The sequence below is a fragment of the Mesorhizobium sp. B2-3-10 genome (assembly GCF_006442275.1).
Lineage (GTDB): Bacteria > Pseudomonadota > Alphaproteobacteria > Rhizobiales > Rhizobiaceae > Mesorhizobium > Mesorhizobium australicum.
This window is the reverse complement of record NZ_VFVT01000003.1, coordinates 66,230-79,651: the sequence shown is the minus strand read 5'-3', so window position 1 is coordinate 79,651 and position 13,422 is coordinate 66,230. Positions and strand designations below refer to the sequence as shown.

15 protein-coding genes are annotated in these 13,422 nt (G+C 64.2%); 11 read left to right on the top strand and 4 right to left on the bottom strand.

From position 1 onward, the window contains the following. Positions 1–47: 47 nt before the first annotated feature. Positions 48–404 carry a hypothetical protein gene (locus FJ943_RS10020; protein WP_015315713.1) on the top strand — a complete coding sequence of 119 codons (357 nt, stop codon included), beginning with the start codon at positions 48–50 and terminating at the stop codon, positions 402–404. A 37-nt stretch (positions 405–441) separates the two neighbouring features. Beyond that, entirely contained in the window at positions 442–1,407 is a 966-nt protein-coding gene (locus tag FJ943_RS10015; protein ID WP_140721163.1) for an ornithine cyclodeaminase family protein, read from the top strand. Here the strand turns inward: FJ943_RS10015 and FJ943_RS10010 are convergent. Beyond that, positions 1,397–1,834, bottom strand: coding sequence for an EVE domain-containing protein (locus tag FJ943_RS10010; RefSeq protein ID WP_140721160.1), 438 nt, complete (start codon positions 1,832–1,834; stop codon positions 1,397–1,399). The genes FJ943_RS10015 and FJ943_RS10010 overlap by 11 nt on opposite strands. Before the next feature lie 149 nt (positions 1,835–1,983). On the opposite strand from FJ943_RS10010, the gene FJ943_RS10005 reads away from it, so the two are divergent. The 7 genes from FJ943_RS10005 to FJ943_RS09975 all read left to right on the top strand — a co-directional run bounded on the left by FJ943_RS10005 (position 1,984) and on the right by FJ943_RS09975 (position 9,648). Then, positions 1,984–2,472, top strand: a complete 489-nt coding sequence (locus tag FJ943_RS10005; protein WP_140721157.1) for a DUF1772 domain-containing protein — start codon at positions 1,984–1,986, stop codon at positions 2,470–2,472. 125 nt (positions 2,473–2,597) lie between these two features. Continuing rightward, positions 2,598–3,680 carry a class I SAM-dependent rRNA methyltransferase gene (locus tag FJ943_RS10000; protein WP_140721155.1) on the top strand — a complete coding sequence of 361 codons (1,083 nt, stop codon included), beginning with the start codon at positions 2,598–2,600 and terminating at the stop codon, positions 3,678–3,680. 1 nt (position 3,681) lies between these two features. Next, entirely contained in the window at positions 3,682–4,539 is an 858-nt protein-coding gene (locus tag FJ943_RS09995; protein WP_015315708.1) for an RNA methyltransferase, read from the top strand. A 13-nt stretch (positions 4,540–4,552) separates the two neighbouring features. Continuing rightward, positions 4,553–5,050 (top strand): signal peptidase II, encoded by a 498-nt coding sequence (gene lspA, locus FJ943_RS09990; protein WP_015315707.1) that lies wholly within the window; start codon positions 4,553–4,555, stop codon positions 5,048–5,050. Positions 5,051–5,103: 53 nt separating this feature from the next. Further along, the gene (locus tag FJ943_RS09985; RefSeq protein WP_140721152.1) at positions 5,104–6,093 is read left to right on the top strand and encodes an MDR family oxidoreductase; all 990 of its coding nucleotides are present in this window, start codon (positions 5,104–5,106) and stop codon (positions 6,091–6,093) included. Positions 6,094–6,237: 144 nt separating this feature from the next. Beyond that, a complete protein-coding gene (locus FJ943_RS09980) occupies positions 6,238–8,532 on the top strand; it encodes a PAS domain-containing hybrid sensor histidine kinase/response regulator (protein WP_140721149.1) in 2,295 nt (764 codons plus the stop codon). A 240-nt stretch (positions 8,533–8,772) separates the two neighbouring features. Next, positions 8,773–9,648, top strand: a complete 876-nt coding sequence (locus tag FJ943_RS09975) for a GNAT family N-acetyltransferase (protein WP_041163320.1) — start codon at positions 8,773–8,775, stop codon at positions 9,646–9,648. A gap of 79 nt (positions 9,649–9,727) precedes the next feature. Here the strand turns inward: FJ943_RS09975 and FJ943_RS09970 are convergent, their stop codons facing one another. Together FJ943_RS09970 and grpE are read right to left on the bottom strand one after the other, a co-directional pair. Then, positions 9,728–10,360, bottom strand: coding sequence for a trimeric intracellular cation channel family protein (locus FJ943_RS09970; protein WP_140618884.1), 633 nt, complete (start codon positions 10,358–10,360; stop codon positions 9,728–9,730). A 103-nt stretch (positions 10,361–10,463) separates the two neighbouring features. Then, on the bottom strand, positions 10,464–11,096 hold the full coding sequence (gene grpE, locus FJ943_RS09965; protein WP_015315702.1) for a nucleotide exchange factor GrpE: 633 nt from the start codon (positions 11,094–11,096) through the stop codon (positions 10,464–10,466). Between the two features lie 238 nt (positions 11,097–11,334). On the opposite strand from grpE, the gene FJ943_RS09960 reads away from it, so the two are divergent. Then, positions 11,335–11,535: a hypothetical protein gene (locus FJ943_RS09960; protein WP_023781176.1), complete on the top strand. Its 201-nt coding sequence runs from the start codon at positions 11,335–11,337 to the stop codon at positions 11,533–11,535. A gap of 89 nt (positions 11,536–11,624) precedes the next feature. After that, positions 11,625–12,647, top strand: a complete 1,023-nt coding sequence (locus FJ943_RS09955) for a fatty acid desaturase (protein WP_140618886.1) — start codon at positions 11,625–11,627, stop codon at positions 12,645–12,647. Between the two features lie 43 nt (positions 12,648–12,690). On the opposite strand, the gene FJ943_RS09950 is transcribed toward FJ943_RS09955, so the two are convergent. Further along, entirely contained in the window at positions 12,691–13,311 is a 621-nt protein-coding gene (locus FJ943_RS09950) for a DJ-1/PfpI family protein (protein ID WP_015315699.1), read from the bottom strand. Positions 13,312–13,422 lie beyond the last annotated feature (111 nt).

Genomic DNA, 13,422 nt, shown 5'->3' with positions numbered 1-13,422 from the left:
CGTCAGCGCTGGACGGCCTTATCGGCCCGCTTGCGACGGAAAACATCATGCTCAATCGCTTCATGCTCATCGTGGTCTTCGTGCCCCTGGCGATCATCCTGATCGCTTTGGCCGTCGCCAACCGCGAACTCGTCGCCTTCACGCTGGACCCGTTCAATCCCGGAAATCCGAAGCTGACGCTCACCTTGCCGCTGTTCATCTTCCTGTTCCTGGCGCTCGCCATCGGCATGGTCGTCGGCAGCCTGGCGACATGGGTGAAGCAGGGCCACTACCGCAAACTGGCGCGCCAGCGCGGTGTCGAGGCCGAAAACCTGCGCCAGGCAGTCAGCCGCACGCCCTCGGTGCCGCAGGCATCAGCCCAAGCACCGGCCCAAGGGTCGGCGTTGCCGAAGCCGACCAATTGAGCCGCAGGTCGGCGCGTTTCTTTTCGCGGAGCTTTTCATGCTGACCATTTCGGCCGCGGAGGTCGATCGTGCGCTGACCTTTCCTGGACTGGTCGAGACATTGCGCACGGCATTTCGCGAGGGCGCGGTGCAGCCGGTCAGGCATCATCACGCGGTCGAAAGGCCAGACGGCGCGGCGTCGACCTTGCTGCTGATGCCCGCATGGACCGATTTTCACGCCGCGGGCCGTTCCGCCGGCGGCCATATCGGCGTCAAGATCGTCACCGTCTCGCCCGACAACAACGCCGTCGGCAAGCCCGCCGTGATGGGGCTCTATCTCTTGCTCGATGGCAGCACCGGCGAGCCGGAAGCCCTGATCGACGGCCAGCGGCTGACGCAGTGGCGCACGGCGTGCGCCTCGGCGCTGGCGGCGTCCTATCTCGCCCGCGACGATGCCTCGCGGCTGCTCGTGGTCGGCGCCGGCGCGCTGTCGCCCTTCCTGGCCAAGGCGCACAGCGCCGTGCGGCCAATCAAGACCATCCGCATCTGGAACCGCACCCCGGCCAACGCCGAGAAAGTCGCGGCCGATCTGCGCGCCGAGGGCTTCGCGGCCAGCGCCGCGACCGATCTCGATGCCGAGCTTGGCCAGGCCGACATCGTCTCCTCGGCGACAATCACCACCACGCCGCTGATCAAGGGCACGTTGCTGCGGCCGGGAACCCATGTCGACCTGGTCGGCGGCTTTACGCCTGCGATGCGCGAAAGCGATGACGACGCGATCATGCGCGCCCGCGTCTATGTCGACACCCGCGCCGGCGCCACCAAGGAAGCCGGCGACATCGTCCAGCCACTGGCCTCAGGCGTGCTGAAACCACAAGCCATCGTCGCCGACCTGCACGAACTGGCGCGCGGCCAAAAGGAAGGTCGCGGCAGCCCGGACGAGATTACGCTGTTCAAGTCGGTCGGTGCCGCGCTGGAGGACTTGGCGGCCGGCATTGCCGTCTACAAGGCGCTCAGGGGCTAGTCGAAGCGAGTTTGGCGCCCATCGTCTCCGCGATCAAAGCGAAATCTGCCACGCTGATCGGGAACAAGCCAAAGCGCAACGGGTAACCCCAGTTCGATTTGCCTGAGGTGAACTCCAGCCTCTCAAGCAATGGCTTGATCGGCGTTTCCTGTGCCTGCGCCCAGTCGACATCGCGACGGAACGGCGTGAAGCCGCCGCCCATGTCGCCTTGATAGGGGTCTCCTTCCCGCACCATGCCGATCGCTGTGAACGCCTGCAGACCGTCTTTCTCCCCCAAAACCGTGGTCGGCGAATAATAGACAATGCCATCACCGGGCCTGACGCGGCGCAGCGGTGCCGCCTTGCCATGGTTGACCTGCATGAAGCCGCCCTTGCGGCCGCGCCGGACATGTTCGGCCGACGCCACGGCGATCCAATACGCGCTCATTTCTGTTCCTAATTGGCCAGTTGTCCGTCGGCCAACGCTTGCCCGCTAATCGGCCCGCAGTGCCGGAGTGCCAAACGATAGGGCTGGGGCCGCGGCAATGGCAAGTGCGGCCGTTCGGAACGGCTTCGGCCCGGAACCGTTGTTGCGTCATGCGACTATATGGCTTCCTGCTGTTCTGGTCTGTCTTGGCCACCATGGTCGCCGCACTCAGCCTCGGACCGTCTTTCGCCCACGTTCTGGAATCGGCGCCCCGGCTCACCCGATGGTCCCCGGCGCTTTGGCGCGAGGCCACCGTTTTCAACGGCCAATTCCTGCTCTTCGCAATCATTGGCGCGCCGCTGGATGTCGCGGCAGTCATCTGCCCGGGACTGCTGGCGTGGCTGCTGCGCCAAGATCGGTCGGCGTTCTGGTTCGCACTCGCCGCCACCTTGCTCTATGCGCTATCCCTCGTACTTTGGTTCGTTCTCGTCAAACCGGCCAATAAAGTTCTCGCCACCTGGGTGCCAGGGCCGATTCCAGACAATTTCGACGCCATACGGCTGCGCTGGGAAACCGGCCACATGGCCGTCACGGCGGCCAAGGCTGCCGGCTTCGTTTCGCTGGTTGTCGCACTGCTTTCGATCGGGCGTGGCGGCTAAGCCATCCGCAATCGCCGCAATTGCCCCAATCGCCCCAATCGCGCAGTCGCAATGTCGCGCGGGTTTGTTGCGCCGATGGGCATAGCTGTGGCAGAAGCGGGCCGAACCGCCGGAGAAGCTGTCTCTTGAAGTCTTTTCGCGACAAACGCCGCGACGGCCGCCCGCACCAGCCGGGTAAAGGCGAAGCCGCGCAATCGCGTCCACCGGAAGGTCGCGGCGTGGCCAGGCCGGAGGTCAGGCCGCGGCAAGACCTGAAGCCGGACCAGCCCGCACCGAAATCCACGCCCCGCAACCTTGCCCGTCGCGACGGCGTCCTGCCCGCTGAGCAACTTCCGGTAATCCTCGAAGTGGCACCCAACGCGGATTACGCGCTGCTCGACAGCGGCGCTGGACAAAAGCTTGAACAATATGGCCCCTACCGCATCGTGCGGCCCGAGGGCCAGGCCATCTGGCAGAAAGCTCTGCCGGCAAAGGACTGGGAGCGTGCCGACGCGATCTTCACCGGTGACACCGACGAGGAAGGCATCGGTCGCTGGCGTTTTCCCAGGACGCCGCTCGGCGAAACCTGGCCGATGAAGCATGACGGCATCGACTATCTCGGCCGCTTCACCTCGTTTCGCCATGTCGGCGTCTTTCCCGAGCAGGCGTCGCACTGGGACTATATGGCCGGGCTGATCGCGGCCGCCAGGCGGCCAGTCAAGGTACTCAACCTGTTCGGCTATACCGGCCTTGCCTCGCTGGTGGCGGCGCGCGCCGGCGCCGAGGTCACCCATGTCGACGCCTCGAAGAAGGCGATCGGCTGGGCTCGCGAAAACCAGGAGATATCCGGACTTGGCGGCAAGCCGATCCGCTGGATCGTCGACGACGCGGTCAAGTTCGCCGAGCGCGAGGAGCGTCGCGGCAGCCGCTACGACATCATCCTGTTCGATCCGCCGGCCTATGGCCGCGGCCCCAAGGGCGAGGTCTGGCAATTGTTCGAAGATCTTCCCGATCTGACGGACCTCTGTCGCTCGATCCTGACCCCAAGACCGCTTGCCGTGGTGCTGACCGCCTATTCGATCCGTGCCTCCTTCTTCGCCATCCACGCTCTGGTGCGCGACACGTTCGCCGGCATGGGCGGCAAGGTTGAATCGGGTGAGCTGATCATCCGTGAAAAGTCCGCCGGCCGGGCGCTTTCGACGTCACTGTTTTCGCGCTGGGTGGCCTGACATGAACGAACGGCATGCCGGCGCGCCCGGTCAGGTGAAGGAAGTCACCAGCCTTGCCAATCCGCTGGTCAAGGACATCAAGGCTCTTGCCTTGAAGAAATTCCGCGACCAGCAGAACGCCTTCATGGCCGAGGGGCTGAAGCTGGTCATCGATGCGCTCGACTTGGGCTGGCAGATAAGGACGTTGGTTTTCGCCAAGGCCGGACGCGGCAACGCGGCCGTGGAAAAGGTCGCGGCACGCACCGTCGCCGCCGGCGGCACCGTGCTCGAAGTATCGGAAAAGGTGCTTGTCGCCATCACCCGCCGCGACAATCCGCAAATGGTGGTCGGCGTCTTCTCGCAGAAATTCCTGGCCCTGAAGGACATCCGTGCCGACAATGGCGATGTCTGGGTGGCGCTCGACCGGGTGCGCGATCCCGGCAATCTCGGCACCGTCATCCGCACCGTCGATGCCGTCGGCGCCAAGGGCGTCATCCTGGTCGGCGACACGACCGATCCGTTTTCGGTGGAAACGGTGCGCGCCACCATGGGGTCGATCTTCGCCATCCCGGTGGCCAAGGCAACTACGGAGGCATTCCTTGCCTGGCGTGGCGGCTTTTCAGGGCTGGTTGCCGGCACGCATCTGAAAGGCGCGGTCGACTATCGCTCGGTCGATTTTTCCCGCGGGCCGGTGCTGCTGATGATGGGCAATGAGCAGCAGGGCCTGCCCGAAAGCCTGGCGGCAAGCTGCGACAGGCTGCTCAGGATTCCGCAGGCGGGCCGTGCCGATTCGCTCAATCTGGCGGTCGCCACCGGCATCATGCTGTTCGAGATCCGGCGCGGCGCGCTGAAGCTCGAACCAATTTCGGACCAGCAATGAGGGTTGCCCAATCGTGAAATCATGGTCTCCCTACGCGCTGCTCGTCATCGTGGCCATCGCGCTCGACCAGTGGATAAAGACGCGGGTCGAAGCCGGACTGCCCTTCCAGGAAAAGCTCGACCTCCTGCCCTTCCTGGCGCTGTTTCGCACCTACAACACCGGCATCGCCTTCTCGATGTTCTCCTCCTTCGGTGACATCGGCCTGGTTGTCATCGCGGTGCTGGTCGTCGCTTTCGTGCTTTACCTCGCCACGCGCACGCCATCGGGCCATGTCATCGCCCGCACCGGCTTTGCCCTGATCATCGGCGGCGCGCTGGGCAATCTGATCGACCGCGCCGTCTATAGCCACGTCATCGATTACATCCTGTTCCACACGCCGGTCTGGTCCTTCGCCGTCTTCAACCTTGCCGATGCCTTCATTTCGGTGGGCGCGGCCCTGGTCGTCTTCGACGAACTCATCGGCTGGCGGCGTGAACCCACGCCTCCGAACGCCAAGCCTTCCGAGGATTGACCCCGCGCGGCCATCGCCGCACAGTCACGCCGAGCAAGTTCGCGGAGAAAAAGATGACCGAAACCTTCAAAGCCATCCTCGTTTCGCGCGATGCCGAGAAAAAACAGTCGGTCGCCGTGACCGATCTCACCGACGCCGATCTGATGGAGGGCGACGTCACCATCGCGGTCGAGGCGACGACGGTGAACTACAAGGATGGACTGGCGATATCGGGCAAGGCGCCGGTGATCCGTCGATGGCCGCTGGTGCCGGGCATCGACCTTGCAGGCACCGTCATCTCTTCTTCCAATCCCGACTGGCGCAAGGGCGACAAGGTCATCCTGAATGGCTGGGGTGTTGGCGAAACCCATTTCGGCGCCTATGCCGGGCGCGCCCGCGTCAAGGGCGACTGGCTGGTGCCCCTGCCGGAAGGCATGAGCGCGCATGATGCCATGGCGGTCGGCACCGCCGGCTACACGGCCATGCTCTGCGTCATGGCGCTGGAGCGGCACGGCATCCTGCCTGAGCGCGGACCTGTCGTGGTGACGGGTGCTGCCGGCGGCGTCGGTTCGGTCGCGGTCTCGATCCTGTCCAGCCTCGGCTACCATGTCATCGCGTCAACCGGCCGCAACGCCGAAAGCCCCTATCTGATCAACCTCGGCGCCGCCGAGGTGATATCGCGCGACGCGCTCAACCAACCCGCCAAGCCGTTGGCCAAGGAGCGCTGGGCCGGCGGCATCGATTCGGTCGGCAGCCACACGCTGGCCAATGTGCTGTCGATGACCTCCTATGGCGGCGCGGTCGCGGCCTGCGGCCTGGCCGGCGGCATGGATCTTCCGTCGAGTGTCGCCCCCTTCATCCTGCGCGGCGTCTCCCTGCTCGGCATCGATTCGGTGATGGCGCCGAAAGCCGTGCGCCTCGAGGCCTGGCGGCGCATCGGCTCCGATCTCGATGTGGACAAGCTCGCCAGCCTGTCCACGACCATCGGCTTCGACGGCATCATCGGTGCGGCACACGACATCGTCGACGGCAAGATCCGCGGCCGCGTCGTCGTCGACATGTGACCCGGTTCAGGGGTGGCAGGCGCCGGGCGGAATTGCCACATTGGCTGGCAAATCCGTCGCCGCCGGGCCAAAAACGCCCGATCCGCTAAAATTCGAACGATCCCCCGCAATTTTCCATAATCTCTGTCTGGCAAAGGATTTCGCATGATCGCGGAATCCGACAGCCAACAGGCCGACGCCGGCGACGACATCGATGCGGCATCGGCGCAACCGCAGGTATCGGCGCGGCGGTTTATCGCCGCGCCGCCGCTGGTCCCTGATCAGCAACCGGCCAAGCGCGAAGGGCTGCCGGTCCTGACCTTCGTTGCCGTCATGCTGCTGGCCGGCCTCTCATCCCTGACCGGGGCGCCAGTCTTCATCAGCCTTGCCTTGCTGGCAACCGGCCTTGCTGGCCTGGCCATGCATCTGCGCGCCAGACGCAGCGTACGCCGCACTGCCGTCCTGCTCGACGAAACCACCGCCCGTAACCGCGCCGAGATCGAGACGCTGGCCGACCGCATGTGGGAGATGCAGGAAAGCGAGGAGCGCTTTCGCGGTCTCATCGACGCGCTCGGCGATCTCGTCATCCATCGCGACCGCGACGGCTACATCGTCTACGCCAACAAGGTGTTCGCCGACCTCGTCGAAACCGATCCGCGCGATCTTGCCGGCAAGACGTTGGCCGAACTCGGCATCGAGGTCGGCATCGTTCCCGATGCGGCTTTCTCCGACCATGAATGCCTGAGTTCCACCGACGTTGCCATCCGCACGCCGACAGGCCCGCGCTGGTTCTCCTGGATCGAGCTGTCGGTGCGCGAAAAGGACAGCGGTGCCGTTTCGCATCGAGCCATCGCCCGCGACATCACAGCACGCAAACGCGCTGAATCGTCCATGATCACCGCGCGCGAGCGGGCCGAGTTCGCGAGCCAGGCCAAGTCGCGCTTCCTCGCCACCGTCAGCCATGAGATCCGTACGCCGATGAACGGCATCATGGGCATGGCCAGGCTGCTCGCCGACACCAGCCTTTCGCCGGAGCAGCAGACCTATGTCGGCGCCATCTCGACCTCGGCCAGCGCCTTGCTTGCGCTGATCGAGGACTTGCTCGATTATTCCAAGATCGAGGCCGGACGCTTCGATCCCGAACCGCAGCCCATGTCGGTGCGCGAGATCGCCGACAACATCATCGAATTGATGGCCGCGCGCGCCTTCGCCAAGAGCATTGGCCTTGGCTGCCATGTCGAACCGGATGTGCCGCAATTGATCACCGCCGATCCGGGCCGGGTCAGGCAGGTGCTGCTCAACCTCATCGGCAACGCCATCAAGTTCACCGACAGTGGCGGCGTGCTGGTCAGCGTAGCGCGCGCCCGAACCGAGACCAGCGACCGCATCTGCTTCACCATCGCCGATACCGGTCCCGGCCTGCGCGACGAGGACATGGAGCGCATCTTCGAGGAGTTCGAGCAGGCCGACGGCACCTCGACGCGCACACATGGCGGTGCTGGACTGGGACTTGCCATCTCCAAGCGCCTGGTGGCCGCCATGGGCGGCACGATTTCGGTTTCCAGCCGGCTTGGCCAGGGATCGGAATTCGTCTTCGAGATTCCCGCCACATCAGCCACCGAGCCGCCGCAGGGCCGGTTGAACGCGCTTGCCGGGCGACGCGCCGTGATCGTATCCAAGAACACCGTCGAGGCCGACGCCATCGCCCGCACCATCCGCTCCAATGGCGGCGCGGCCGGAATCGCCACCACCGTGGCTCAGGCCGCATCCTTTGCCGACGGCTGCGACGTGCTTCTGGTCGACGCGGCCATGGAAGAGAGTGACGGAAGGCTGCTCAAGCGGCTTCGCCAGCATGGGTTTTCCGATTGCGAAGCCGTCACGCTGATCGCACCCACCGACCGCGGCATGCTGGGCGAGTTTCGTGCCAGCGGCTACGCGACTTTCCTTGCCCGGCCAGTGCGCGGAGGAACACTTTTGCGTGTCCTTTTGAGCAGCCACGCACCGGTCCTGGCCCAGCCGCAGCCGGAAAAACGCCGCGCACCGGCGCTTCGTGCCTCAGGCGAACGCCAGCAGGGCCTGTCCGTGCTGATCGCCGAGGACAACGACATCAATGCCATGCTGGCCCGCGCGACGCTGTTGAAGGCCGGGCATCGCGTCAAGGTGGTCGGCAACGGCAAGGCCGCCGTCGAGGCGGTCACCGGTGCCGGCCACAAGCACCGCTTCGACGTGGTTCTGATGGATCTTCATATGCCCGTCATGGACGGACTGGACGCCATTGCCGCGATCCGCCGCCATGAAGAGGAGGCCTCCGTGCCGCCGGTGCCGATCATGGTGCTGTCGGCCGACAGCCAGGAAAAGACCCGCCATGCGGTGCTCGCCCACGGCGCCAGCGGCTTCGTCACCAAGCCGCTCGACCCCGATGCGCTGGTCAGTGCCGTCGAGGGCCAGGTCGCCGCTTGAGCCAGCTTTTTCCGGGGTGCGTGGCTGGTCAAGGCCGCCAAAAACCAGCCCATTTCGGCGCCCGCGAACGCGACGCGCCTGGGGTCTTGTGACGCAACGTAGCCGGTTGACCGTTTTCGCCAGCCGACGAAGTATTGCCCGCGACGCCGTATCACGGTACTGTCACAATCCTGTTGCACCTACACCGTATCCCCGTGCCAAGAGGGATGGCTCGAAGGAGAATCACTCGTGCATACAGTTATGCCGGAATGTGACACTCGGCCGAACGCCAGCAGCGCCTTGCTCGCCGGACGTAATGTCGATTCCGTCATAAAGGGTGCGGCGCTCGGCCGTATCGGCAATCTCGAAGTGCGGCTCGCCCGCAACGAGGCCGAGATCGCGGCCGCGCAGGAAGTGCGTTACCGTGTATTCTATGACGAGCTTGGCGCCAGGAAGGATCTGTTCCAGGCGCAGGACCGCCGCGATGCCGACCGCTTCGACCCGCTCTGCGACCATCTGCTCGTCCTCGACACCACGCTTTCCGGCCCTGAGCACCGTCGCATCGTCGGCACCTATCGGTTGCTGCGGCAAGAAATCGCGGCAACCGCCGGAGGCTTCTATTCCGAAGGCGAATTCGAGCTGACCAAGCTCATCGCCCGCCATCCCAGCCAGCGCTTCCTTGAACTCGGCCGTTCCTGTGTCTTGCCGGAATACCGTTCGAAGCGCACCATCGAAGCGCTATGGCAAGGCATCTGGGCCTACATCAATCACTACGAGATCGGGGTGATGACCGGCTGCGCCTCGTTCCATGGCACCGTGCCGGCCGCGCATGCGGAGGCGCTCACTTATCTTGCCCATCACTGCCGCACCAACTCGGCCTGGGACGTGCGCGCTGTGTCCGGGCGCTATTGCTCCATGGACCTGATGCCGATCGAGGCGGTCAACACCAAGGCGGCGATCGCGGCGATGCCGCCTCTGGTCAAGGGCTATCTGCGGGTCGGCGCTCGCATCGGCGATGGTTGCGTCATCGACCGCGAATTCTCCACGGTCGACATTTTCGTCGTGATGCCGGTCAAGGAGATCGGTGCCCGCTACGTCAACTATTATGGCGGGGAAGCGCAGCGCTTCGCCGCGTGAGCGATTAGGCAGTAGTCAGTAGTCAAGACGACACGATTCGCGCTTCGGCGACTACTGACCACTCCCCTACTCCCTCTCCTCACGGAATGTCTTCCGGCCGCCGGCCGGGCCGGCTCTTGTAGGCTGGAAAGGTCCAGCCGAAACGGAGCGCGCCGCCGCGCACCGCGAACGCCGCGGCGAAGCCGGCCAGCTCTGAAACGATCGGCGGCAATCCTGTGACGTCGCCAGCCGTGAAGATGGCAGCGCCCGTGAGAGCGGCCGTAACATAGATTTCCGGCCTCAGCAGCACCGAGGGTTCGCCGGCCAGCAGATCGCGCAGGATGCCGCCGGACGTGGCGGTGAGCACGCCGGTGATGACGGAGACGACCGGCGAACCGGTAATGGCCAGTCCCTTGGCCGCACCCATCACCGAAAAAGCGGCCAGCCCGATGGCGTCGAGCCAGAGCAGCCATTTCCAGCGGGATTCGATACGGTGCGCGGCAAAGAAAACCAGCACAGCGGCCGCCGCGCAAATCAGCACGTAGCTAGAGTTGGCGACCCAGAAAACCGGCAGATTGAGGATGACGTCGCGAAGCGTGCCGCCGCCGATGCCGGTGACGCTGGCCAGGAACAGGAAGCCGATAATGTCGAGCTGTTTGCGCGACGCCGCCAACGCCCCCGTCGCCGCGAAGACCGCAACGCCGGCATAGTCGAGGAGGGCGATCGGGTTCATGGAGTGAGTAGTGAAGTAGTCAGTAGTGAATGGCAATTGGCGAAGCAGGCGCCTACCCGGCCCAGTCCTTGCTACTCACAACTCTCTATCGCTACCCCACTAATCACGCATCCTTCTCGGCCTGCTCATTGACCGGCCCTGGCTCGACCGGCGCGTCGGCGGCGATTTTCGGACCACCCTTGGCGACGCCGACCATGGCCGGGCGCAGCACCCGCTCGCCGATCGAATAGCCCGGCTGCACGACCTGGACCACGGTGTTGGCCGGAACATCGGGATTGGGCACTTCAAACATTGCCTGGTGGAAATTGGGATCGAACTTCTCGCCCTCGGGAGCGAGTTTCTTGACCCCATGCCGCTCCAGCGCCGACAGCATGGCGCGCTCGGTCAGGTCGACGCCTTCGATCAGCGCCTTGAAGCCGGCATCCCCCGATGCCTTGGCCTCGGCCGGAATGGCATCCAGGGCGCGGCGCAGATTGTCCGACACCGACAGCATGTCGCGGGCGAAATTCGCCACCGCATAAGTGCGCGCGTCATGCACGTCGCGCGCGGTGCGGCGGCGCAGGTTTTCCATCTCGGCCGCGACCCGCAGCGCGCGGTCCTTCAGTTCTTCATTTTCCTTCAGCAGCCGTACAAGCGCTTCGTAGTCGCCATCGGTGCTGCCTTCCGTGCGCTCGGCATTGGCCTCGGCCGCCTCGGCTTCATTGGGCGTGCGTTCGTCTTTTGCCTGGTCGCTCATCGCCGTTTCCCGTCATCTCGAATGGTATGGATTTTGTGCCCGATATCGAGGTTCGCAGGCCAAAAATCAAGGGGAAAGCGACCGCAGGCGCCTGCGGCCTGACCAGGAAAGCACGATGGGGACGCCTCGATTTTAATTCAAATTTTACCGTACTTGCCGGCTTTGCTTGCCACGAGGCGGTGATGCGGGAACCATTCCGCTGCTGGGGGAGTTTCGGAGCCGACGCAGGATTTTTGAAATGATGACCCGCAACAAGCTTGAAAAAGGCGAAAGGCTCGCTGCGGAGGTTCGGCGCCAGTTCGGCGCCGAGGCAGTGACGCGCTTTCTGCGCACCTTGCCAGCCTTCCGCATCGAACCTGACATCCCGGACCGGTTTGAGCAATTGCTCGAGCATCTCGACCGGGTCGAGGATGGCGACGCCGGCTGGCGACGGCAGTAGGACCGCCCGGGCTTTACGCGACAATTACGCACAGTAACTTTGCGTGATCCTTGGCTTGCGGTGGCGGCACACGCTGCCTATGCTTCCTGATGAACATGATTTCCCCCGAGGCAGCTGCCAACAGCAAGCGCGCCTGGCTCAAGATCCTGGCGCGCTACAAGAAGCCTGACAGGCGGCGTAGCACACTCGAACTCGCCATCACCCTCATTCCTTTCGCCACGCTGTGGGCTCTGTCTTCCGCTGCCTATGCCTATGGTCATTGGTGGGGACTGGTCCTGATCCTGCCCGCGGCCGGCTTCCTGGTGCGGATTTTCATGATCCAGCACGATTGCGGCCATGGCTCCTTCTTTGCCAATCGCATCGCCGATGACTGGATCGGCCGCGCACTGGGCATCCTGACGCTGACGCCCTACGACTGCTGGCGGCGTGCCCATGCCACCCATCATGCCAGCGCCGGCAATCTCGACGAACGCGGCATGGGCGACATCAGGACGCTGACCGTCGCCGAATACCGGCGGATGTCCTGGCGGGGTCGCCTGGCTTATCGCCTCTACCGTCATCCCCTGGTGATGTTCGGCCTGGGGCCGATCTGGCTGTTCATCTTCTCGCAAAGGCTGCCTATCGGCATGATGCGTGGCGGCCTGACGCCCTGGGTGTCGTCAATGACCACCAATCTTGGCATCGCGCTTGCCGCGGCCATCCTCATCTGGGTCATCGGTCCCGGCGCGTTCCTGATCGTCCATCTGCCGATCGTCATTCTCGCCGGTTCGGCCGGCATCTGGCTGTTCTATGTCCAGCACCAGTTCGAGGAGACCGAATGGGCGAAGGATGAGGAATGGGAGTTCCAGCGCGCCGCCCTGCACGGCTCGTCCTATTACGACCTCCCGCCGGTGCTGAACTGGTTCACCGGCAATATCGGCGTTCACCACGTCCACCACCTCTCCGCCAAGGTGCCCGGCTACCGGCTGCAGGAAGTGCTGCGGGATTATCCCGAGCTGCGCGGCATCGGCCGCGTCACGCTCCTCGAGAGCCTGCGCTGCGTCAAACTGGCCTTGTGGGACGAAAGCAGCCACAAACTGGTGTCGTTCCGCGAAGCGCGGATGGCGGCGTAGAGCATACCGCCGCGCCAGCGCGGCGGTATTTCCCAAACCTTTCTCAGGCCGCTTGCCGCTCGTCGCGCATCAGGATCTGGCCATGGCGGATCTCCGTGCCCAGCACCTTCAGGCATTCGCGGATGAAATTGGACAGGCCCGGCCAGCCCTTGGCCGAAACGAGATTGCCGTCGACATGGGCCCCGTTCGGCGCGACGTCGATATAGATGCCGCCGGCCAGCGTGACTTCCGGCTCGCAATAGTGAAGCGCCGCCACTTCCCTGCCCCGCACCACGCCGTCGACCGCGATCAGGATCTGCACGCCATGGCAGATGGTGAAGATCGGCTTGCCTGTCTCATGGAAGTGCCGCACCAGCGCCTGCACCCGCTTGTCGATACGGATGTATTCGGGACCGCGCCCGCCCGCCGCGTAGACGGCATCGTACTGGGCCGGATCAACCTCGGAAAACGTCTTGTTGAGGATGTAATCGTGTCCGGGCTTCTCGGTGTAGGTCTGGTGGCCTTCGAAATCGTGCAGCGATGTCTTCAGCACATCGCCCGCCTTCTTGTCCGGGCAAACGACATGCACGGTATGGCCGACGGCATGCATGGCCTGTTCAAAGACGAAAATCTCGTATTCCTCGCTGAACTCGCCAACGAGCATCAATATCTTCTTGCCAGCCATTCCCGGTTCCTCCCTTTGTGGCCATTTATTTCGGGTTGCGAAATAACAGCGATATCCTAAGAGCAAGATGCCGGGAGGAAAAGTGCAAATCGCACAATTGGTACGACCAGT

Bases quoted from the DNA above. Each gene is read 5' to 3' on its own strand.
- FJ943_RS10020 (WP_015315713.1), top strand. From the start codon at position 48: ATGCTCAATCGCTTCATGCTCATCGTGGTCTTCGTGCCCCTGGCGATC.
- FJ943_RS10015 (WP_140721163.1), top strand. From the start codon at position 442: ATGCTGACCATTTCGGCCGCGGAGGTCGATCGTGCGCTGACCTTTCCT.
- FJ943_RS10010 (WP_140721160.1), bottom strand. From the start codon at position 1,834: ATGAGCGCGTATTGGATCGCCGTGGCGTCGGCCGAACATGTCCGGCGC.
- FJ943_RS10005 (WP_140721157.1), top strand. From the start codon at position 1,984: ATGCGACTATATGGCTTCCTGCTGTTCTGGTCTGTCTTGGCCACCATG.
- FJ943_RS09995 (WP_015315708.1), top strand. From the start codon at position 3,682: ATGAACGAACGGCATGCCGGCGCGCCCGGTCAGGTGAAGGAAGTCACC.
- FJ943_RS09985 (WP_140721152.1), top strand. From the start codon at position 5,104: ATGACCGAAACCTTCAAAGCCATCCTCGTTTCGCGCGATGCCGAGAAA.
- FJ943_RS09980 (WP_140721149.1), top strand. From the start codon at position 6,238: ATGATCGCGGAATCCGACAGCCAACAGGCCGACGCCGGCGACGACATC.
- FJ943_RS09975 (WP_041163320.1), top strand. From the start codon at position 8,773: ATGCCGGAATGTGACACTCGGCCGAACGCCAGCAGCGCCTTGCTCGCC.
- FJ943_RS09970 (WP_140618884.1), bottom strand. From the start codon at position 10,360: ATGAACCCGATCGCCCTCCTCGACTATGCCGGCGTTGCGGTCTTCGCG.
- grpE (WP_015315702.1), bottom strand. From the start codon at position 11,096: ATGAGCGACCAGGCAAAAGACGAACGCACGCCCAATGAAGCCGAGGCG.
- FJ943_RS09960 (WP_023781176.1), top strand. From the start codon at position 11,335: ATGATGACCCGCAACAAGCTTGAAAAAGGCGAAAGGCTCGCTGCGGAG.
- FJ943_RS09955 (WP_140618886.1), top strand. From the start codon at position 11,625: ATGAACATGATTTCCCCCGAGGCAGCTGCCAACAGCAAGCGCGCCTGG.
- FJ943_RS09950 (WP_015315699.1), bottom strand. From the start codon at position 13,311: ATGGCTGGCAAGAAGATATTGATGCTCGTTGGCGAGTTCAGCGAGGAA.